Origin of the sequence: Streptomyces qaidamensis, from assembly GCF_001611795.1 — a bacterium.
In the GTDB taxonomy this organism is placed as follows: Bacteria; Actinomycetota; Actinomycetes; order Streptomycetales; family Streptomycetaceae; genus Streptomyces; species Streptomyces qaidamensis.
The window spans coordinates 1011549-1034590 of record NZ_CP015098.1 but is presented as its reverse complement, the minus strand read 5'-3'; the positions used below and the strand labels follow the sequence as shown (position 1 = coordinate 1034590).

At 70.3% G+C, this 23042-nt stretch carries 3 protein-coding genes (1 of these 3 only partly in view); all 3 read left to right on the top strand.

Features of this window, described 5'->3' with window-relative positions; genetic code table 11:
• The first annotated feature begins 297 nt into the window (after positions 1 to 297).
• Tightly spaced (each overlapping or abutting the next), the 3 genes in view from A4E84_RS04265 to A4E84_RS04255 form a layout consistent with a single transcriptional unit that may run on beyond the window.
• Positions 298 to 11523 (top strand): non-ribosomal peptide synthetase, encoded by an 11226-nt coding sequence (locus tag A4E84_RS04265; RefSeq protein WP_159029550.1) that lies wholly within the window; start codon positions 298 to 300, stop codon positions 11521 to 11523.
• Complete coding sequence (locus tag A4E84_RS04260) at positions 11523 to 18008, top strand: non-ribosomal peptide synthetase (protein WP_062925249.1); 6486 nt, start codon at positions 11523 to 11525, stop codon at positions 18006 to 18008. Before A4E84_RS04265 ends, A4E84_RS04260 begins: the two co-directional genes overlap by 1 nt.
• A protein-coding gene (locus A4E84_RS04255; RefSeq protein WP_062925248.1) for a non-ribosomal peptide synthetase crosses the window boundary here: on the top strand, positions 18009 to 23042 show its start. It continues 19833 nt past the right edge of the window; 5034 of the gene's 24867 nt are visible here — the first part of the coding sequence; its start codon is at positions 18009 to 18011; its stop codon lies off the right edge, out of view.

Sequence of the window (23042 nt, the reverse complement as noted above, 5' to 3'; positions counted from 1 at the left end):
AGCTCGCCGGAACGGATCTGTACGAACTCGCCGCCACGCGGCCGTAAGGCGGGACAGGGCGCGAGAGGCCGCCGCGGCCCGCTGCGGACAGCGCCCCGGGAGCGCGCGACAGTGCGTTCAAACGCCGCCGCGCAGCAGTTGAACACGGTGCCGGAATAACTGCCGGTGACCGCACGCCACATACGCCACGACGCCGCTGGATCAATGATCCAGCGGTGTGCCATGGTGAGGCGGGGGCTTCTCCCGACGACGCACCGTCATGCGCACATTCAGCTTTCTCATTGCAGGGGACAACTGATGCTTTCTGACGCCAAGCGGGAATTGCTGAAGCGACGCCTCAGGGGAGAGCAGGTATCGCGCCGTGCATGGGAGCCGCGTCCCGACGGGCCCCTTCCGCTGTCCTTTGCCCAGCAGCGCCTGTGGTTCCTGGACCAGTTGGTGCCCGGGGCGGTGGAGTACGCCCTGCTGTCACCCGTGGCATGGAACGGGCCCCTGGACGTGGCCGCTCTGGGCGCGGCGTTGGGCGGGGTCGTGGCGCGGCACGAGGTGCTGCGGACGCGCCTGGTGGCCGGTGCGGACGGTGTGCCGCATCAGGTGATCGACGAGCCGGCGCCGTTCCCGCTGCCGGTCGTGGACGTGTCCGACTGCCTCGACCCGGCGGAGTCCGTACGGGAGCTGGCGGCCGTGGACGCGGCCGTGCCGTTCGACCTGGCGGCGGGACCCCTGGTCCGGGCCACTCTGTTCCGGCTCGGCGCGGAGGAGCACGTACTGGCGCTGGCGATCCACCACGTCGTCTTCGACGAGTGGTCGGACCGGATCTTCCACCGCGAACTCGGGACCCTGTACGCGGCGTTCCACGCCGGCGAGCCCGACCCGTTGCCGCCGCTCGAAGTGCAGTACGCGGACTTCGCCGTGTGGCAACGGCAGTGGCTCGACGGCGAGCTACTCGAACGCCAACTCGGCTACTGGTCCCGACGGTTGGACGGCGCTCCCACCCTGGACCTGCCCACCGACCGGCCCCGGCCACCGATCCGGTCGACGGTCGGCGCGGTGACCAGGTTCGAGATTCCGCAGGAGACGGTCGAGTCGCTGCGTGAGCTGTCGCGCGAGTGCGGTGTCTCGATGTTCATGACGCTGTTGTCGGCGTACGCGGTGCTGCTGGGTCGGCATGCGGGGTCGGACGATGTGGTGGTCGGCACGCCGGTGGCGAACCGGAATCGTGCGGAGACGGAGGGCTTGATCGGGTTCTTCGTGAACACGTTGGTGATGCGTACGGATCTGTCGGGTGATCCGTCGTTCCGTGAGGTGTTGGGTCGGGTGCGGGAGACGGCTCTGGGTGCGTATGCGCATCAGGATGTGCCGTTCGAGCAGGTGGTGGAAGCGTTGGTGTCGGAGCGGGATCGCTCGCGGACGCCGTTGTTCCAGGCACTGTTCAACTACGACTTCGTGGAGAGCGAGAGCGAGAGCGAGAGCGAGAGCGAGGGCGGTGGCGCTGGCGACGCGGCCGGCGGTCCGGTGGATCGGTCGGTGGACCGTACGGGCAGCGCTGCGGAGCGGGTTGTCGCGAAGTTCGATCTGCGTCTCGTGCTGAGTGACAGTGGCGCGAGGCTGGGTGCCGAGTTCGAGTACAGCACCGCGTTGTTCGATGCGGCGACGGTGGAGCGGCTGGGTGGTCATCTCGTGACGCTGCTGTCGGGGGTGGCGGCGGATGCTGATCAGCGGGTGGGTGCGCTGCCGGTGTTGTCGGCCGGTGAGCGTGAACTGTTGGTGGGCGGTTCGGGTGTGGAGGGCCTGGGCCTGCCGGCTGTGGGTGGGGTGCATGGGCTGATCGCGGAGCGGGCTGTTGCGGTTCCGGATGCGCTGGCGGTTGTTGCCGGCGGGGAGGCGTTGTCGTATGGCGGGTTGATGGGTCGGGCGAATCGTCTGGCGCATTACTTGCGGTCGGTGGGTGTGGGGTCGGAGTCGGTGGTGGCGCTGTGTCTGCCGCGTGGGGTCGACATGATCGTGGCGATTGTGGGGGTGTGGCAGGCGGGTGGGGCGTATTTGCCGTTGGATCCGGAGTATCCGGTGGAGCGGCTGGGGTTCATGCTGCGCGACAGCCGGGCGACGGTGCTGGTCGGTACCGAGGATTTGGTGGACGAGTTGCCTGTCGGGCGGCTGCGGACGGTCGTTGTCGATGACGCGGGGGTTTCCTCGGTGCTGGCGGGGCTGCCCTCTTCCGCTCCCGTCGTGAACACCGATTCCGGGCAGTTGGCGTATGTGGTTTATACGTCGGGTTCGACGGGGCGGCCGAAGGGTGTTCAGGTCACTCATGGTGGTCTGGCGAGTTATGTGGTTGCGGTGGGGGAGCGTGCCGGGTGGGGCGTTGCGGGTGGCCGGTTCGGATTGTTGCAGCCGGTGGTGACGGACCTGGGCAACACGGTGGTGTTCGGGTGTCTGGTGTCGGGTGGTGTGCTGCATGTGGTGGATGGCGATGTCGCGGTGGACGGGCGTGGGGTGGCGCGGTTCGTGCGGGAGTCGGGCGTTGATTTCGTGAAGGTGGTGCCGTCGCATCTGGCGGCGCTGGTGGCGGGGTGTGGTGGTGAGTTCGCTCCGCTGGTTCCTCGTCGGGGTCTGGTGCTGGGTGGTGAGGGCGCGTCCGCGGGGTGGTTGCGCGCTTTGGTGGAGGCGGCTGGGGACCGGGTGGTGGTGAATCATTACGGGCCGACGGAGACGACGGTCGGTGTGATCGCCGGTGAGCTGGTCGAGGGCGTGGGTGGTCTCGCGGATGGTGTGGTGGGTCTGGGCCGGCCGCTGGGGAATGTGCGGGTGTATGTGCTGGACGGGTTTTTGAACCCGGTTCCGGTGGGTGTGGTCGGTGAGTTGTTCGTTGCGGGTTCGCAGGTGGCGCGGGGTTATGTCGGCCGTGCTGGTCTGACCGGTGAGCGGTTTGTCGCTGATCCGTTCGCCGGGGATGGTGGGCGGATGTATCGGACGGGTGACCGGGTCCGGTGGCTGGCTGATGGCCGGCTGGAGTTCGTGGGTCGTGCGGACGGTCAGATCAAGGTGCGTGGGTATCGGATCGAGCCGGGTGAGGTCGAGGCCGCGCTGGTCGGTCACGCATTGATTGCTTCCGCGGTGGTGACCGCCAGTGGCGTGGGTGCGGAACGTCGGCTTGTGGCGTATCTCGTCCCGGGTGATGGGGAAACCGGGATTCCCGCGGTCGGGGAACTGCGCGGATTCCTTGGTGACCGGCTGCCGGAATACATGGTCCCGTCCGTTTTCGTGGAACTGAGCGAACTGCCGCTCACCGCCAACGGCAAACTCAACCACGCCGCACTGCCCGAACCGCAGGTTCACCAGGCCGACGTCGAGGAATTCGCGGCCCCGGTCACCACCACTGAGGAACTTCTGGCCGACGTCTGGGCAGAGATCCTCGGTGTCGAGCGGGTCGGCGTGGAGGGCAACTTCTTCGACCTGGGCGGGCACTCGCTGGTCGCCACGCAGGCGGTCTCCCGTATTCGCGAGGTGTTCGGCGTCAAGATTCCGCTGTCTGCGCTCTTCAACGAGCCGACGCTGCGGGGCTTCGCCGCGGTCGTCGAGGGCGCGGCGCGTGACACCGCTCCGCCGGTGACGCGGATCGATCGGGACCAGGCCCTGCCGCTCTCCTTCGGCCAGCAGCGCCTGTGGTTCCTCGATCAGTTCGATCCGGGATCGACCGAGTTCATCTCCCCGCTGCACCTGCGCCTGCGAGGCGCCCTGGACGTGGCGGCGTTGCATGCGGCGCTGGGTGGTGTGGTCGCGCGGCACGAGGTGCTGCGGACGCGCCTGGTGGCCGGTGCGGACGGCGTGGTGCACCAGGTGATCGACGAGCCGGCGCCGTTCGACCTGCGGGTCGTGGAGGTGCCGGCCGGGGCGGACCCGGTGGTCGCCGTACGGGCCGTGGTGGCCTCGGACGCGCAGGTGCCGTTCGACCTGGCCCAGGGGCCGCTGCTGCGCGCGACGCTGGTGAGGGTGGCGGCGCAGGAGCATGTGCTCGCGCTGTCGATGCACCACGTGGTGTCGGACGAGTGGTCAGGGCGGGTCCTGCGGCGCGAGCTGATGGCGCTGTACGACGCCTTCCGGACTGGTGGCCCGGACCCGCTGCCGCCGCTGCCCGTGCAGTACGCGGACTTCGCGGTGTGGCAGAGGCAGTCGCTGACGGGCGACGTCCTCGACGCCCAGCTCGCGTACTGGCGGGACCGGCTCGGCGGCCTGCCGACGCTGGAACTGCCCACCGACCGCGCGAGGCCCGCGGTCCGCTCGGCTGACGGCGGAGTGGTGGAGTTCGCCGTGCCGGCGCAGACGGCGGGGCGGTTGCGTGCCCTCGCCCGCGCGCATGGCGTGACCATGTCGATGATGTCGCTGGCGGCCTTCAGCTTGCTGCTGGGGCGCTACGCCGGCACGGACGACGTGGTCGTGGGCACCCCGATCGCGAACCGGAACCGGACCGAGACCGAGGGTCTCATCGGCTTCTTCGTCAACACCCTCGTCATGCGCACCGACCTCTCCGGCGACCCGACGTTCGCCGAACTCCTCGGCCGCGTACGGGAAACCGCCCTCGGCGCGTACGCACACCAGGACCTGCCGTTCGAGCAGCTCGTGGACGACCTCGTCGTGGACCGCGACCGCTCGCGCAGCCCCCTCTTCCAGGTCCTCTTCAACTACGACACGGCGGACACCGCGGCCGGCACGGCCCAGCGGAAGGCCGACCTCCTGTGGGAGGGCGGAGCCGAGCTCACCGCGGACTTCTCGGCCGACCGGCCGATGCTCATAGGCGTCGACCTGGCGGTCAGGGTCGGGGACACCGGTGAGGGTCTGGCGGGTGAGGTCCAGTACAGCACCGCGCTGTTCGACGCGGCGACGATGGAGCGTCTCGGTGCGCATCTGGTGACGGTGCTGGAGGCGGTGGCCGCGGATGCGGGTCAGCGGGTGGGTGACTTGTCGGTGCTGGCCGTGGGTGAGTGCGAGGAGTTGGTGGCGGGTGGTGATGGTGGGTGTGTGGCGTTGCCGTCGGTGGGTGGGGTGCATGAGCTGATCGCGGAGCGGGCGGTTGCGGTGCCTGACGCTGTGGCTGTGGTGGCGGGTGGGGAGTCGGTGACGTATGGCGGGTTGATGGTTCGGGCGAATCGTCTGGCGCATCTCCTGCGCGGTATGGGTGTGGGTGCGGAGTCGGTGGTCGGTCTGTGTCTGCCGCGTGGGGTGGACATGGTCGTGGCGGTGCTCGCGGTGTGGCAGGCGGGTGGCGCGTATCTGCCGCTCGACCCCGAATACCCGTCTGATCGTCTTGAGTTCATGCTCGCGGATGCGGGTGTGCAGGTGTTGGTGGGTGAGCGGTCGGTGGCCGGGGGGCTGCCGGTGGATGCGGTGCATGGCCGTGTGGTGTGGCTGGACGATCCGGCTGTGGTGGGTGTGCTGGCCGGGCTTTCGGCGAGTGCGCCCGAGGTGACGACGGCGTCGGATCAGCTGGCGTATGTGATCTATACGTCGGGTTCGACGGGGCGTCCGAAGGGTGTGCAGGTCGGGCACCGGGGTGTGGTGAATCTGGCGTTGGTGTTGCGGTCGGCGCTGGGCGTGGAGCCGGGTGTGCGGGTGTTGCAGTTCGCGTCGCAGAGTTTCGATGCGGCTGTGCTGGATGTGGTGGTGACGTTGGCCGGTGGTGGGGCGCTGGTGGTGGCCTCGTCCGGGCAGCGTCGGGTGCCGGCGGAGCTGCAGGGTCTGGTCCGGGCTGAGGGTGTGGTGTCGGCGAGTGTTTCGCCGTCGCTGCTGGGTGTGCTGGACGAGGCGGCGCTGGCGGGTGTGGGCAGTCTGTTCGTGGGTTCGGAGCGGGTCGGTGAAGCGGTCGTGCGGGAGTGGGCTCCCGGGCGCAGGTTCTTTGTCGGGTATGGGCCGACCGAGATCACGGTCATCGCCTGTGCGGGCCTTGCGGATCCTGATGCTCAGGGTGCGCCGGCGATCGGCAGGCCGCTGGCGAACACGCAGGTGTATGTCCTGGACGAGCAGCTGCGTCCCGTTCCGGTGGGTGTGGCGGGTGAGCTGTTCATCGCGGGCGCGGGTGTCGCTCGTGGTTATGGGGGTCGTCCGGGGCTGACGGGTGAGCGGTTCGTTGCTGATCCGTTCGCTGCGGACGGCAGTCGGATGTACCGGTCGGGTGATGTGGTCCGCTGGCTGGCGGACGGGCGGCTTGATTTCGTGGGCCGTGCGGACGATCAGGTGAAGGTGCGGGGTTTCCGGGTCGAGCCGGGTGAGATCGAGGCGGTTCTGGCCGGTCATCCGCAGGTCCGCACGGCCGTGGTGGCGGCGTTCGGTGATGGTTCGGATCGTCGTCTGGCGGCCTATGTGGTCCCGGCCGATGGGGTGGTCGGTATGCCGCCGGCGGGCGAGCTGCGGGAGTCCGTGAGCGGGCGGCTGCCGGAGTTCATGGTCCCGTCCGTCTTCGTCGAGCTGGCCGGGCTGCCGCTGACGGCGAACGGCAAGCTGGACCGTTCGGCCCTTCCCGCCCCGGAGGTGCAGCAGTCCTCGGGCGAGGGTTTCGTCGTTCCGGTCGGGTCGACGGAAGAGCTCGTCGCCGGCGTCTGGGCCGGGGTACTGGGGCTCGACCGGGTCGGTGCTACCGACAGCTTCTTCGAGCTCGGCGGCCACTCACTGATGGCCACGCAGGTGATCTCGCGGATCCGCGAGGTACTGGGCGTCGACGTTCCCGTGGCGGCCATGTTCGACCAGCCGACCGTACGAGGCCTGGCCGCGGTGGTCGAGGACACGGTGCCAGGGCCCCTCCTGGAGCCGGTCAGGCCGATCGACCGTACCCAGCCGCTGCCGCTGTCGTTCGCGCAGCAGCGCCTGTGGTTCCTCGACCAGCTCGAGCCCGGGTCCACCGAGTACAACCTGCCGCTGCCCATCCGCCTCGACGGCAACCTGGACGTGGACGCGCTGCGTGCCGCGCTGGACGCGGTCATGGCTCGCCATGAGGTGCTGCGTACGCGCCTGGTGGCGGACGCGGACGGCGTGGCCCACCAGGTGATCGACCCGCCCGCCGAGTTCCCGCTGTCGATGGTCGACGTGTCCGGCAGCGAAGATCCGTTGCGAGCGACGGAACAGCTGGTCGCGAAGGACGCCATGGTGCCCTTCGATCTCGCGACCGGTCCGCTCGTCCGGGCCTGCCTGATCCGGCTCGCCGCTGACGAACACGTCCTGGCGCTGTCGATGCAGCACGTGGTGTTCGACGAGTGGTCGGGCCGCGTCCTGCGGCGTGAACTCACCGCCCTGTACCAGGCGTTCCACGTCGGCCGACCGAACCCGCTGCCGCCGCTGCCCGTCCAGTACGCCGACTTCGCGGTCTGGCAGCGGACGTGGCTGGACGGCACGGAACTGGAACGGCAACTCGACTACTGGCGCGCCCACCTGGCCCGGCTTCCGCAGCTGGACCTGCCGACCGACCGGCCCCGTCCGCCCGTGCGCCGGTCCGAGGGCGCGGCAACGCGCTTCACGGTGTCGGCGGAAACCGCGGACGCGCTGCGCGCGGTGGCCCGAGAGTCCGGCGCCACGATGTTCATGACGCTCCTCGCCGCCTTCGACGTACTGCTCAGCCGGTACGCGGGCGCGGAGGACGTGGTCGTGGGCACGCCGGTCGCCAACCGGAACCGTGCCGAGACGGAGGACCTGATCGGGCTCTTCGTCAACACACTCGTCATGCGCACCGACCTCTCCGGCGACCCGACCTTCGCCGAACTCCTCGGCCGGGTCCGGAACACGGCCCTGGGCGCCTACGCGCACCAGGACCTGCCGTTCGAGCAGCTCGTGGACCACCTTGTCACCGAGCGGGACCGGACCCTCAGCCCGCTCTTCCAGGTGTTCTTCACCTACGCCGCGGAGGAGGCCCGCGACAGCGCGCGCCTGCTCGCGCAGGGCACTAGCGAGGCCGAGGGCGAGAGCCGGCCGAGGGAGGACATACGGATCAAGGGGACGGACGCCGGAACGCGGACCGCCCTCTTCGACCTGACCCTCAGGTTCGGCGACACCGGCGAGGGCGGTCTGTCCGGCGAGCTCGAGTACAGCACCGCACTGTTCGACCGGGCGACGGTCGAGACCATGGGCCGTCACCTCGTCACGGTGCTGGACGGCGTCGCCCGCGATGCGGACGTGCGGGTGGGTGAGCTGCCGGTTCTGTCGGCGGGTGAGCGTGAGCGCTTGGTGGCCGATGGCGACGGCGGCGAGGTGGCCCTGCCGGCGGTCGGAGGTGTGCACGAGCTGATCGCCCGGCACGCGGTGGTGTCTCCGGACGCGGTGGCGGTGGTGGCGGGTGAGGAGTCGCTGACGTACGGCGGGCTGATGGCTCTGGCGAGCCGTCTGGCGGGCCACCTGCAATCGGTGGGCGTGGGTGCGGAGTCGGTGGTAGGGCTGTGCGTGTCCCGGGGCGTGGATTCGGTGGTGGCGATTCTCGCTGTGTGGCTGGCGGGTGGGGCCTATCTGCCGCTGGATCCGGAGTATCCGGTGGAGCGGCTGGAATTCATGTTGGCCGACAGCGGGGTTGAGGTTCTGGTCGGGGAACGGAGGGTCGTCGGGGATCTCGGTTTGGACCGTTCCGTGGGTTCGGTGGTGTGGCTGGAGAACGTTTTCGGTGAGGCCACAGAGCAACACCCGCTGGTTTCTCCCTCGGTCGTTTCCGGTCAGTTGGCGGGTGTGATCTATACGTCGGGCTCGACGGGGCGTCCTAAGGGGACGTTGGTTTCTCACGGTTCTCTGGTGGCGTTGTTCGCGGGTTGGGAGGTGGCTCACTTCGATGGGGAAGGGTTGAGGTGGCTGTCGGTCGCGAGCGCCAGTTTCGACGTGTTCACCGGCGATGTGGTGCGGTCGCTGTGTTCGGGTGGAGCGCTGGTGTTGGGCCGCGTGGGCCTGCAGGTCGACGTGGACGAGTGGGTGGACGTCCTGGCCGGCGCCGGTGTGAACGCGCTGGAGTGTGCGCCGCGGTACGCGGACGAGCTGGTGGGGTTCGTCGAGGATGGCGGTTCGGCGGCGGGGCTGGGCCTGGGTGGTCTGCGTCTGGTCGTGGTGACGACGGACGTGTGGCGGTGGGGCTCGGTCGCGCGGGCTCGGGGTGTGTTCGGTGACGGCGTGCGGTTGTTGTCGGCGTACGGTGTGACAGAAGCGTCGGTCGACTCGACGTTCGGTGTGTTGACGCCCGTGCCTGACGGCGTCGGTGAGAGTGCGGTGCCTATTGGCGGCCCGCTGCCGAATACGCGGCTCTATGTGCTGGATGGGCTCCTGAATCCGGTACCGGTCGGTGTCGTGGGCGAGTTGTTCATCGCGGGTCCGCAGGTCGCTCGCGGCTATGGGGGCCGGCCCGGTTTGACGGCGGAGCGGTTCGTCGCGGATCCGTTCGCCGCCGACGGCAGCCGCATGTACCGGTCGGGCGACCGTGTGCGGTGGCCGGCCGGTGGCCGGCTGGAGTTCCTGGGCCGTGGCGACCAGCAGGTCAAGGTCCGGGGCTTCCGGATCGAGCCGGGCGAGATCGAGGCGGTCCTCGCCGGCCACCCGCAGATCCGCACCGCCGTCGTGACAACCTTCGGCGACGGTTCGGACCGTCGACTGGTGGCCTACGCGGTGCCGGCCGAGCCTGGTGCGGGTCTTCCGCCGGTGAGTGAGCTGCGGGAGTTCGTGGGCCGGAGCCTTCCCGGCTTCATGGTTCCTTCCGTGTTCGTCGAGTCGGCGGGCCTCCCGTTGACGCCGAACGGCAAGGTCGACCGCGACGCGCTGCCCGTTCCGGACGGTGTGCGCCCCGAGCTGGAGGAGTTCGTCGCGCCGTCGAACGCGACCGAGGAACTCCTCGCGGGTGTCTGGGCGCAGGTCCTGGGCGTCGACCGGGTCGGAGTGCACGACAACTTCTTCGAACTCGGCGGTGACTCCGTCATCAGCATCCAGGTCGTGGCCCGGGCGCGGGAGCACGGCATCCATGTCACCGTCGCGCAGCTCTTCGACCACCAGACGGTGGCCGGCCTCGCCTCGGTGGCCGAGGCGCAGAGCGCAGCCCAGGCCGAACAGGGCCTGGTGACAGGTGACTTCGAGCTGTCCCCGATCCAGCGGTGGTTCTTCGCGCAGGGTCTGGACCGGCCGGATCACTTCAACCAGTCGATGCTCCTCGACGTCACCCAGCCGGTGGACCCCGACCTGATGCGCGCCGCCGTGGCGGCCGTGCTCGAACAGCACGACGCGCTGAGGTCCCGGTTCGTCCGGGAGACCGAAGGGGACGGCGAGGAGGGCGGCACCTGGGTCGGCCGGATGACGGCCGCCGAGCGGGCCGACCGCGTCCAGGTCATCCGGAGCTCCGGCCTGGACGACGAGGAGGAGTGGGCGTTCCTGAACGCCCGCGGCAACGAGGCGCAGGCCGGCCTCGACCTGGCGGACGGCCCGCTCCTGCGCGTCGTGGTGTTCGACCGCGGTGACCGCGGACAGCTGCTGTTCCTCGTGGCCCACCACCTGGTCGTGGACGCCGTGTCCCTGGCCGTGATCCTCGAGGACCTGGCATCCGCCTACGGCCGGATCGAGCGCGGACTCCCCGTGAAGCTGCCGGCGAAGACGACCTCGTACATGAGCTGGACCCAGCGCCTGACGGAGCTGGCGGCGTCCGCCGAACTCGCCGCGGAAGCCCCGTACTGGCGGGCCGCGGAGGCGGAGGGCGGCACGATGCCGCGCGACCGCGACGGCGCGAACACCCTCGCGTCCGTCCAGGAACTGTCGGTCACGCTCGGCCCCGACCAGACCGAGCGCCTGCTGCGCGAGGTGCCGAGCGCGTACGGGACGCAGATCAACGACGTGCTCCTGAGCGCGCTGGGCACCGTGCTCACGGAATGGTGCCAGGCCCCGTCGGTGGTCGTGGACCTGGAGGGCCACGGCCGCGAGGACGTCGGAAGCGACATCGACATCTCGCGGACCGTCGGCTGGTTCACCAGCGTGTACCCCGTGGTCCTCGGCGGTACTTCCGGCGGATCCCTCGGGGACGGACTCCGCCGCACGAAGGAGTACCTTCGGGAGATTCCGCGCAAGGGCCAGGGCTACGGCCTCCTGCGCCACATGACCGACTGGACCCCGGGGGCGGGCGCGGAGCTCGCCTTCAACTACCTCGGTCAGACGGGCCAGGCGGTCGGCCGGGCCGACGGCTCCGGCGGACGGTTCGCACCGACCGGCCGGGCGCTCGGCGACTCGCAGCCGGCGCAGGGTCTCCGCACCCACCTCATCGAGATCAACAGCCAGATCGCGCTGGGCCGGCTCGAGCTGGTCTGGATGTACAGCGATCAGGTGCACGACCGTGCGACGGTGCTCCGCCTCGCGCAGCGCTACCTCAAGGTTCTCGACGACCTCATCGAGTACTGCTGCCGCCCCGAGGCCGGCGGATACACGCCGTCCGACTTCCCCCTGGCCGACGTCGACCAGGACCTGCTCGACCTCATACGACAGCGCTTCGACTCACCCGACCACACCGGTGAGATCGCCGATTCCGGAGGTGCGTGATGACGGCATTCGACGCGGCTGCAGGCCGAAGAGGTCGGGCGATCGAGAACATCTACCCGCTGACCGCCCTGCAGCAGGGCATGCTCTTCCACACCGAGCTGGCCGACGAGCCCGGCATGTACTGGGTGCAGGACGGCATGCTCCTGGAGGGCGAGCTCGACCAGGACGCCCTGCGCCGGGCGTGGGAGCTCATGTTCACCCGGCACGAGGTGCTCCGCACCACCGTCGTACGCGAGGGCGCGGCGACGCCTCTCGCGGTGGTGTCCCGGTCGGTCCCGCTGCCGCTCCGGTTCATCGACGTGTCCCACCTGGACGAGGCCGACCGCCAGGAGGCGGTCGACTCCTACCTCACCTCCGACTGGGAGAGCGGCGCCGACTTCGCCGCCCCGACCCTGGTACGGATCGCCGTCATCGCCCTCGCCGCCGACCGCCACCAGCTGGTGTGGAGCTACCACCACATGCTCCTCGACGGCTGGAGCGCCCCCATCGTGGCAGCCGAACTGATGGACGCCTACCGCGCGTTCCGCGCGGGCGGCGAGCCGTGGCTCCCGACGCGCAGGCCCTTCCGGGACTTCGTGGGCTGGGTGTCCCGCCAGGACCTCGACGCCGCCCGTGCGTACTGGCGCGAGCGCCTCGCCGGCATCACCGAGGCGACGTCCCTGGGCATCGAGCACGCCACCGGCGACCAGGGACCCGGCGAGGCCCTCATACCGCTGTCCGCCGAGGTGGCCGGCACCGGGCTCACCGAGTTCGCGCGCCGCCACCGACTCACACCGAACACCGTCGTGCAGGCCGCCTGGGCCATCGTCATGTCCCTGTACTCGGGCGGCGACGACGTCATGTTCGGCGTCACCACGTCGGGCCGCGACGGCCAGCTCGACGGCATGGAGTCGATGGTCGGCATGCTGCTCAACACCACACCCGTCCGGATCCGCGTCGACCGCGACGAGCTGCTCACGGCCTGGCTGACCCGCCTGCAGGACGAGCAGGTACGGGCCCGGCAGTTCGAGCACACCCCACTGGTGACGATCGCGTCCTGCAGCGAACTGCCCGCCGGCAAGCCCCTGTTCAACAGCCTCTTCGTCTTCGAGAACTTCCCGGTCCAGGACCTGGAGGAGGAAGAGCGGAACGCGGCGGCGAGCGGCCTGCGCGCCGGGATGAACTACGGCCGCGAGCAGGCCAACTACCCGTTGAGCGTCACCGCGAGCTCCGGCCGTGAGCTGCAGATCAAGGTGTCCTACGACCGCTCCCAGGTCGACGCCGACGCGATCGACCGGATGGCCGGCCACATCGCGCGCGTCCTGGAGTCGATCGTCGCCGATGCGGGTGTGCGGGTGGGCGAGCTGTCGGTTCTGTCTGCGGCCGAGCGTGAGCTGGTGCTGGAGGGGTGGAACGCGTCGTCGTCGGTCGAGCTGCCGGCGGCGGGTGGCGTGCACGAGCTGATCGCCCGGCATGCGGTGGTGTCTCCGGATGCGGTGGCCGTGGTGGTGGGTGAGGAGTCGTTGACGTACGGCGGGCTGATGGCTCGGGCGAATCGTCTGGCGGGGCACCTGCGGTCGGTGGGTGTGGGCGCGGAGTCGGTGGTGGGTCTGTGCGTGTCGCGCGGCGTGGATTCGGTGGTGGCGATTCTCGCTGTGTGGCTGGCGGGTGGGGCGTATTTGCCGCTGGATCCGGAGTATCCGGTGGAGCGGCTGGAGTTCATGCTGGCGGACAGCGGGGTTGAGGTTCTGGTGGGGGAGCGGGGGGTTGTCGGGCCTCTTGGTCTGGGCGATGTGGTGAATTCGGTGGTGTGGCTTGAGGACGTGGCAGGGGAATTCCCGGTGGATTCCGGTGCGGTGGAGGCTGTGTCCGGTGGCCAGTTGGCGGGTGTGATTTATACGTCGGGATCGACGGGGCGTCCCAAGGGGACGTTGGTTTCTCATGGTTCTCTGGTGGCGTTGTTCGCCGGTTGGGAGGTGGCTCATTTCGGTGGGGAGGCGTTGAGGTGGTTGTCGGTGGCGAGTGCGAGTTTCGATGTGTTCACCGGCGATGTGGTGCGGTCGTTGTGTTCGGGTGGGGTGCTGGTGCTGGGTCGGGTGGGCCTGCAGGTGGATGTGGACGAGTGGGTGGACGTCCTCGCGGGCGCCCGGGTGAACGCGCTGGAGTGTGCGCCGCGATATGTGGACGAGTTGGTGAGGTTCGTCGAGGGTGGCGGTTCGGCGGCGGGTCTGGGGCTGAGCGGGCTGCGCTTGGTCGTCGTGACGACCGATGTGTGGCGGTGGGGCTCGGTCGCGCGGGCTCGGGGTGTACTCGGCGACGGGGTGCGGTTGTTGTCGGCGTACGGGGTGACCGAGGCGTCGGTCGACTCGACATATGGTGTGCTGACCCCTGCCGCAGGCATTGACGAGGGCGCGGTGCCTATTGGTGGGCCGCTGCCGAATACGCGGCTTTATGTGCTGGACGGGTTGATGAATCCGGTCCCGGTCGGTGTCGTGGGTGAGTTGTTCATAGCCGGGCCGCAGGTCGCTCGGGGTTATGGGGGTCGTCCTGGTTTGACGGCGGAGCGCTTTGTTGCCGATCCGTTCGCGGGCGACGGTTCGCGAATGTATCGGTCGGGTGACCGGGTGCGGTGGCAAGCCGATGGCCGGCTGGAGTTCCTGGGCCGGGCGGATGACCAGGTCAAGGTGCGTGGTTTCCGGATCGAACCGGGTGAGATCGAGGCGGTCCTGACCGACCACCCGCAGATCCGTACCGCAGTCGTTTCGACCTTCGGGGAGAGCGCGGATCGCCGGTTGGTGGCATATGTGGTGCCGGCCGACGAGGCTGAGGGTGTTCCGGCGGTGGGCGTGCTGCGGGAGTTCGTGGGGCGGAGCCTGCCGGGATTCATGGTTCCCTCGGCGTACGTCGAACTGGCGGCGCTGCCCCTCACGCCGAACGGCAAGGTCGACCGCGACGCCCTGCCGGTTCCGGAGGGCGTACGGCCCGAGCTCGAGGGATTCGTCGCACCGGCGAACGCGACCGAGGAACTCCTGGCCGGAGTGTGGGCGCAGGTCCTCGGTGTCGACCGGGTCGGGGTCCACGACAACTTCTTCGAACTCGGCGGACATTCACTGCTCGCCACCCAGGTCGTCTCGCGCATCCGGTCCGTGTTCGCGACCGAGGTCCCCCTCTCGGCGCTGTTCGACCGCCCCACGGTCCGCGAGCTGTCCGACGCCGTCGTCAGCTCGGACGAAGCGGTCACCGCACCGCCCATCACGGCGACGAGCCGGGACCACGACCTCCCGCTCTCCTTCGCGCAGCAGCGCCTGTGGTTCCTGGCCCAGCTGGATCCCGGATCCACCGAGTACAACGTGCCCCTGCTGGTGCGCCGGCCCGGCGACCTCGACATCGAGGCACTGACTGCTGCCCTGGACGCGGTCGTGAAGCGGCACGAGATCCTGCGGACCAGGCTGGTCCCGGGCACCGACGGCGTCGCGCATCAGGTGATCGACGAGCCGACCCCCTTCGTCCTCCCGCTCGCCGACGTCTCGGGTCACGACGACCCGGCCGCGGCCGCCCGGAAACTCGTGAACGCGGAGGTGATGGCCCCCTTCGACCTGGCCCGCGGACCGCTGGTCCGGGCCACCCTGATCCGGACGTCCGCCGACGAGCACGTCCTGGCTCTGGCCGTGCACCACGTGGCCTTCGACGAGTGGTCGGTACGCATCCTCCGCGAGGAACTCACCGCCCTGTACGAGGCGTTCCGGGCCGGCGAGCCGGACCCGCTGCCGCCGCTGGCCGTGCAGTACGCGGACTTCGCGGTGTGGCAGCGGCAGTGGCTGACCGGCGACGTGGTGGACACCCACACGGCGTACTGGCGCGACCAGCTGGCCGACCTGCCGGCGCTGGAACTGCCGACGGACAGGATGCGCCCGCCGGTACGGTCCACCGACGGCGCGGCGGTCGACTTCTCCGTCCCCGCACCGGCCGCGGACGCCTTGCGGGCGCTGTCCCGCAAGAACGGCGTGACGATGTCCATGACGCTACTCGCCGCGTTCGACGTGCTCCTCGGGTGGTACACGGGGTCGGACGACGTCGTGGTCGGCACCCCGGTCGCCAACCGGAACCGCGCCGAGACGGAGGACCTGATCGGGTTCTTCGTGAACACGCTGGTCATGCGGACCGACCTGTCGGGCGACCCGACCTTCACCGAACTCCTCAGCCGGGTGCGGAAGACGGCCCTGGCCGCGTACGCGCACCAGGATCTGCCGTTCGAACAGCTGGTCGACGAGCTGGTGACGGAGCGGGACCGGTCCCGGACCCCCCTGTTCCAGGTGTTCTTCAACTACACGCCCGAGGGAAACCCCGGTCAGGGCGACGGCCAGGAGCGGCCCGACGCGCACGAGGGCGACGCCGATACGTCGTCGGTCGACGCCCTGGCGGCGACCTCCGTCAACTTCGACCTGGCCGTCGCGCTGGCGGACCACGACGGCGCCCTGGCGGGGCAGATCGAGTACAGCACCGCGCTGTTCGACGCCGCGACCGTGAAGCGGATGGCCGGCCACCTGGTCGCGTTACTCGAAGCCGTCGCCGCGGACCCCAAGCAGCGGGTGGGTGAGCTGCCGGTTCTTTCGGCGGGCGAGCGTCAGCTGGTCGTGGAGGGCTGGAACGCGTCGTCGGTGGAGCTGCCGGCGGTGCGTGGGGTGCAGGAGCTGATCGCCGAGCGTGCCGTGGCGACCCCGGATGCCGTGGCTGTCGTCGCAGGCGGGGAGTCCTTGACATACGGCGGGCTGATGGCGCGGGCGAATCGTCTGGCCCATCACCTGCGGTCGGTGGGTGTGGGTGCCGATTCGGTGGTCGGTCTTTGCCTGCCGCGTGGGCTGGACATGGTGGCCGCAATGGTCGGCGTGTGGCAGGCCGGTGGTGCTTACCTGCCGCTCGATCCGGAGTACCCCGCCGATCGGCTGGAGTTCATGCTGGCGGACGCGGGTGTGCAGGTCGTGGTGGGTCAGCGGGCCCTCGTGGACGGTCTGCCGGTCGGCCAGGCCGTGTGGCTGGATGATCCGGCCGTACGGGAGGTCCTGGCCGGGCTGCCGCCGGAGGCACCCGAGGCGACTCCGGCCGCTGACCAACTCGCCTACGTGATCTACACCTCCGGTTCCACCGGCCGCCCGAAGGGCGTGCAGGTCGCGCACGGCAGCGTCGTGGGCATGGTGTCGGCCCTGGCTCCGGTCCTCGACGCCGGTCCGGGCGTACGGATGCTGCAGTTCGCCTCCTTCAGCTTCGACGCGGCCGTCCTCGACGTGGCGGTGACGCTCGCCTCGGGTGGTGTCCTGGTGGTGGCGACGTCGGAGGAGCGGGCCGAGGGGGGCCTGCTCACGTCGATGCTGCGGGCCGAGGCTGTGCGCGCGGCGAGCGTCGTCCCGTCCCTCCTGGGTGTCCTGGACCCGGAGGAAGTGCCCGGCGTCCAGACCCTGCTGCTCGGTGCGGAGCGCCTCACCGAGCCGGTGGCTCGTGCCTGGTCGTCCGGCAGGCGCCTCGTGAACACGTACGGCCCGACCGAGTCGACCGTCATGGTGACCGCCGGCGCCGTCCCCCCGGATCTCCAGCGGATGCCGGCGATCGGTTCCCCGGTCGCCAACGCCCGGCTCTACGTCCTGGACGGGTCGATGAGGCCCGTGCCCGTCGGCGTCCCCGGCGAGCTGTTCATCGCCGGTCCGCAGGTCGCTCGTGGCTACCGCCGGCGTCCCGGTCTGACGGGCGAGCGGTTCGTCGCCGACCCGTTCGCCGCCGACGGCACACGCATGTACCGCTCCGGCGACCGTGCCCGCTGGCTGCCGGACGGCCGGCTCGACTTCGTCGGGCGGGCCGACAGTCAGGTCAAGGTGCGTGGCTTCCGGATCGAGCCGGGTGAGATCGAGGCGGTCCTGACCGACCACCCGCAGATCCATTCCGCCGTCGTCGCCGCCTTCGGTGACGTCGAGGACCGGCGCCTTGTCGCCTACCTCGTCCCCGCCCACCAGACCGCCGGCATCCCGTCCGTCGGCGAGCTGCGGGAGTACGCGGCGAGATGGCTGCCGGCCTTCATGATTCCGCCGGCCTTCGTGGAGCTCGCGGCCCTACCGCTGAGCCCCAACGGCAAGCTCGACCGTGCGGCCCTGCCCGAACCGGACGGGGAGAGGCCGGAACTCGAGGAGTTCGTGGCTCCGTCGGGTGACGCGGAGGAGGCGCTGGCCCGGCTCTGGGCCGAGGTGCTCGGGGTGGACCGGGTCGGCGCCACGGACAACTTCTTCGAGCTGGGCGGGCACTCGCTGCTCGCCACGCAGGTGACCTCGCGCATCCGGGAAGCCTTCGAGCTCGAGATCCCACTGTCGGCCCTCTTCGACCACCCCACGGTGCGGGGCTTGGCCGCCGTGGTCGAACAGCTCATCTGGTACGAGATCGACCACATGCCGGAAGACGAAGTCGTCCAGAGCCTGGACAGCTACCCGCAGGGTGCAGAGTCCGACGAGAACGGGGTTCTCTGAATGTCCATCTCCCCTGCGGGGCTCCTGCAGAAGCTTGAGAACATCGGCGTCCGCTTCAGTGTCGTCGACGGAAGGCTGCGGATCTTCGCGCCCAAGGGCGTGCTCACCGAGGAGCTCCGGACCCAGCTCCAGGCCTGCCGCGACGAGGTCATCGCGCTGCTCGTCAACCGAAAGGCGGAGTCGACGGCCGCGGCCGACCAGGCGCCGCCGATGACCGTCGCCGACCGCAACGAGCGGCTGCCGCTGTCCTTCGCGCAGCAGCGCCTGTGGTTCCTCGACCAGCTCGACCCCGGATCGGTCGAGTACAACGTACCCATGCCGATCCGGCTCGGCGGGGTGCTGGACATGCCCGCGCTCGGGGCCGCCCTGAACGCGATCGTCGCCCGGCACGAGGTGCTGCGTACGCGACTCGTGGCCGGCGACGACGGTGTGCCGCACCAGGTGATCGACCCGGCGGCACCGCTGCCGCTGCCGGTGGCCGACATGTCGGGCGCGCAGGACCGAGGTTGGGCTGTGTGGGCGCTGATGGCCGCGGACGCGGCGCAGCCCTTCGACCTCGCGGGCGGCCCGCTGATCAGGGCTCTGCTGATCCGGCTGGCTCCCGACGAGCACGTCCTGGCCCTGTCGATGCACCACGTCTCCTTCGACGAGTGGTCGAAGCGGATCTTCCACGACGAACTCCTGCTCTCCTACGAGGCGTTCCGGGCCGGGCGCCCGAACCCGCTGCCGCCGCTGGCCGTGCAGTACGCGGACTTCGCGGTGTGGCAGAGGCAGTGGCTGGACGGCGAGGTCCTGGACGGACAACTCACCTATTGGCGACGGCAGTTGACCGGAGTTTCGCCTCTCGACGTGCCCACCGACCGGCTGCGGCCGGCGGTCTGGTCGCCGGCCGGTGCCATGGTGCAGTTCACCGTGCCCGCGCGGACGGCCGACGGCCTGCGCGAGCTGAGCCGGCGCAGCGGCACGACGATGTTCATGACCCTGCTGGCGGCCTACGACGTCCTCCTCGCCCGTTACGCGGGCACGGACGACGTGGCGGTGGGCACGCCGGTCGCCAACCGGAACCGTGCCGAGACCGAGAAACTGATCGGCTTCTTCATCAACACCCTCGTCATGCGCACCGACCTGTCCGGTGACCCGACGTTCGAGGAACTCCTCGCCCGCGTACGGGAGATGGCCCTCAACGCCTACGCGCACCAGGACCTGCCCTTCGAGCAGCTGGTGGACGAGCTCGTCACGGAGCGGGACCGGTCGCGCAGCCCGCTGTTCCAGGTGCTGTTCAACTACTTCACCGAGGACGGCCGGCAGGGCGGGGGCCGTGACTCGCGCGACCCGTCCCACGACCGCCCGCGCGACGCGGGAGAGGACGGCACGGACGACGGCCTGGCCCTGGGGCGCGTCGCGGGCGACGTCGTCGCCAAGTACGACCTCCGGCTGATGCTGACGGACGGTGGTGGCGCGCTGTCGGGCGTGATCGAGTACAGCACCGCTCTGTTCGACGCCGTGACGGTCGAGCGGATGGCCCGACACCTGCTGTCCGTGCTGGACGCGGTGGTCGACGACGCGGAACAGCGCGTGGGCGAGCTGCCCGTGCTCACCGCCGACGAGCGCGACGTCCTGGTGGACGAGTGGAACGCGACGGCTGAGCCGCTGCCTGTGGCGGGTGGCGTGCATGAGCTGATCGCCGCGCGGGCTGCGCGGACGCCGGATGCTGTGGCTGTGGTGTGTGGTGAAGATGCCGTCGTCTATGCGGAGTTGATGGGCCGGGCGAATCGTCTGGCGCACTACCTGCGGTCGGTGGGTGTCGGCTCGGAGTCGGTGGTGGCGTTGTGCCTGCCCCGCGGGATCGACATGGTCGTGGCCGTGTTGGCGGTATGGCGGGCGGGCGGGGCGTATCTGCCGCTGGATCCGGAGTACCCGGCGGAGCGGCTGGGGTTCATGCTGCGCGACAGCCGGGCCACGGTGCTCGTGGGCACCGAGGAGCTGGTCGACGAACTGCCGGTCGGGCGTCTGCGGACGGTGGTCGTCGATGCTCCGGCGGTCGTGGCCGCGCTGGCGGAGCTTCCGGCGAGTGCGCCCGGGGTGACGATGTCTCCCGACCAGCTGGCGTATGTGATCTACACGTCGGGTTCGACGGGCCGTCCGAAGGGTGTGCAGGTCGGGCACCGGGGTGTGGTGAACCTGGCGCAGGCGCAGGCTCGTGCGTTCGGGGTCGGTGAGGGGGACGGGGTGTTGCAGTTCGCCCCGTTCGGTTTCGACGCTGCCGTGTCCGAGGTCGTGGTGACGTTGGCGGCCGGTGGCCGGCTGGTCGTGGCGACGGCGGAGGAGCGGGGCGAGCCGCGGGCGCTGGCCGGGCTGGTCCGGGAGAAGGATGTGCGGGTGGCGACGCTGCCGCCGTCGCTGCTGGCCGTGCTTGAGCCGGCCGATTTGGCCGGTCTGAGGACTCTCGTCACCGCCGGTGAACGGCTGGAGGAGGCCGCGGCCGCGCGCTGGCGCGGCGAGTACCGGCTGCTGAACGCGTACGGTCCGACCGAGGCGACGGTCTGCGCGAGCATCGCCGTCCTCGACCCGGAGGAGGAGGGCGTGCCGCCGATCGGTGCGCCGATGGCCAACACCCGCGCCTACGTCCTCGACGGTCAGCTGCGTCCGGTGCCGGTCGGCGTACTGGGTGAGCTGTTCATCGCCGGTGTGGGCGTGGCGCGGGGGTACGGGCGCCGGGCGGACCTGACGGGTGAGCGCTTCGTCGCCGACCCGTTCGCTGCGGACGGGTCGCGGATGTACCGCACCGGTGACCAGGTCCGGTGGCTGGCGGACGGACGGCTGGAGTTCGTGGGCCGGGTGGACGACCAGGTCAAGATCCGAGGCTTCCGCATCGAGCCGGGTGAGATCGAGACGGTCCTGGCCGCGCACGCCGCGCTGCGGACGGCGGTCGTCACGGTCGAGGGCGTGGAAGGGGACCGCCGGCTGGTGGCACATGTGGTGCCGGCGGACCAGGAGGAAGGAATCCCTGCCATCGGTGAGCTGCGGGCCTTCGTGGGCGAGCGGCTCCCCGGGTTCATGGTTCCCTCCGTGTTCGTCGAGCTGGCCGCGCTGCCCCTCACGCCGAACGGCAAGGTCGACCGAGCCGCGCTTCCGGCTCCGGACGCCTTCCGTCAGGGCATGACCGGCTTCGTCGCGCCCGCGAGCGTGACGGAGCAGCTGCTGGTCGAGGTCTGGGCCGCGGTGCTGGGCGTGGACGAGATCGGCGCGGCCGACGACTTCTTCGAGCTGGGCGGGCACTCGCTGCTCGCCACCCAGGTCGTCTCCCGCATCAGGGAGGTGTTCGCGGCCGAGATCCCGCTGGCCGTGCTGTTCGACCACCCGACGGTACGAGAGCTGGCCGCGGTGGTCGACCGGGCCGGCAACCAGATGGTCGCCGCCGTGCCGCCCATGACGGTGGCCGACAGGGACGAGCCGCTGGCGCTGTCGTTCGCGCAGCAGCGCCTGTGGTTCCTCGACCAGATGGAGCCCGGCTCCGCCGAGTACAACGTGCCCCAGGCGATCGTCTGGGCCGGCGACCTGGACATCGCCGCCCTGAGCGAGGCGCTGACCGCGGTGGTGACCCGGCACGAGGTGCTGCGGACGCGCCTGGTGGCCGGTGCGGACGGCGTGCCGCACCAGGTCATCGACGAGCCGAAGCCGTTCCCGCTCGTGCTCACGGACGTGTCCGGCGACGCCGACCCGCTCGCCTCGGCCCGCGAGGTGATGCTCGCGGACGCCGTCACCCCATTCGACCTGGCCGTCGGGCCGCTGATCCGCGCCACGCTGATCCGCGTACGGCCCGACGAGCACGTCCTCGCGCTGACCATGCACCATGTCGTCTCCGACGAGTGGTCGGGCCAGATCCTGCGACGCGAGCTGGCCGCCCTGTACGACGCCTTCCGCGCGGGAGAGCCGGACCCGCTGCCGGCGCTGAACGTGCAGTACGCGGACTTCGCGGCGTGGCAGCGGGAGTGGTTGACGGGCGATGTCCTCGAAGCCCAGCTCTCCTACTGGCGCGCCGCGTTGGCCGACGTGCCCGAGCTAGAGCTGCCCGCCGACCGGCCGCGTCCGGCGGTCCGTTCCTCCGCGGGTGCGGTGCGGCGGTTCAGTGTGTCGGCGGGGACGGCCGAGGCGCTGCGGGAGCTGTCGCGTGAGTGCGGCGCGTCGATGTTCATGACGCTGCTGGCGGCATTCGACGTGCTGCTGGGGCGGTACGCGGGGTCGGACGACGTGGTGGTCGGGTCGCCGGTCGCGAACCGGAACCGTGCCGAGACGGAGGACCTGATCGGGTTCTTCGTGAACACGTTGGTGCTGCGGACGGATCTGTCGGGTGATCCGTCGTTCCGCGAGCTGGTGGGCCGGGTGCGGGAGACCGCTCTGGGGGCGTACGCGCATCAGGATGTGCCGTTCGAGCAGCTGGTGGACGAGCTTGTCACGGAGCGGGACCGGTCCCGGACCCCGTTGTTCCAGGTCCTGTTCAGCTACGTGGCCGGGGAGCCGGACGGCACCACCGAGGAGGCGGCGGGCGAGGGCCCCGGCGGTCGGGCCGACGCCGCGGACGACCTGGGCGCGAGCGAGCTGCCGGTGAAGTTCGACCTGGCGCTGACGATGAGCGACGCCGACGGAAGCCTGACGGGCACGATCGAGTACAGCACTGCGCTGTTCGACGGCACGACGGTGGAGCGGTTGGCCGGTCACTTGGTCACGCTTTTGGAGGCCGTGGCTGAGGAAGCGGACTGCCGGGTGGGTGAGCTGCCGGTGCTGTCGGCGGGTGAGCGTGAGCTGGTGGTGGAGGGGTGGAACGCGTCGGCGGCGGAGCTGCCGGTGGTGCGTGGGGTGCATGAGCTGATCGCTGAGCGGGCCGTCACGTCCCCGGATGCGGTGGCTGTGGTGGCCGGTGGGGAGTCGCTGACGTACGGAGGGCTGATGGCGCGGTCCAACCGTCTGGCGCATCTCCTGCGGTCGGTGGGTGTGGGTGCCGAGTCGGTGGTGGGGCTGTGTCTGCCGCGTGGT

Excerpts from the sequence above, each read along its gene's own strand:
- A4E84_RS04265 (WP_159029550.1), top strand. The coding sequence starts at position 298 with ATGCTTTCTGACGCCAAGCGGGAATTGCTGAAGCGACGCCTCAGGGGA.
- A4E84_RS04260 (WP_062925249.1), top strand. The coding sequence starts at position 11,523 with ATGACGGCATTCGACGCGGCTGCAGGCCGAAGAGGTCGGGCGATCGAG.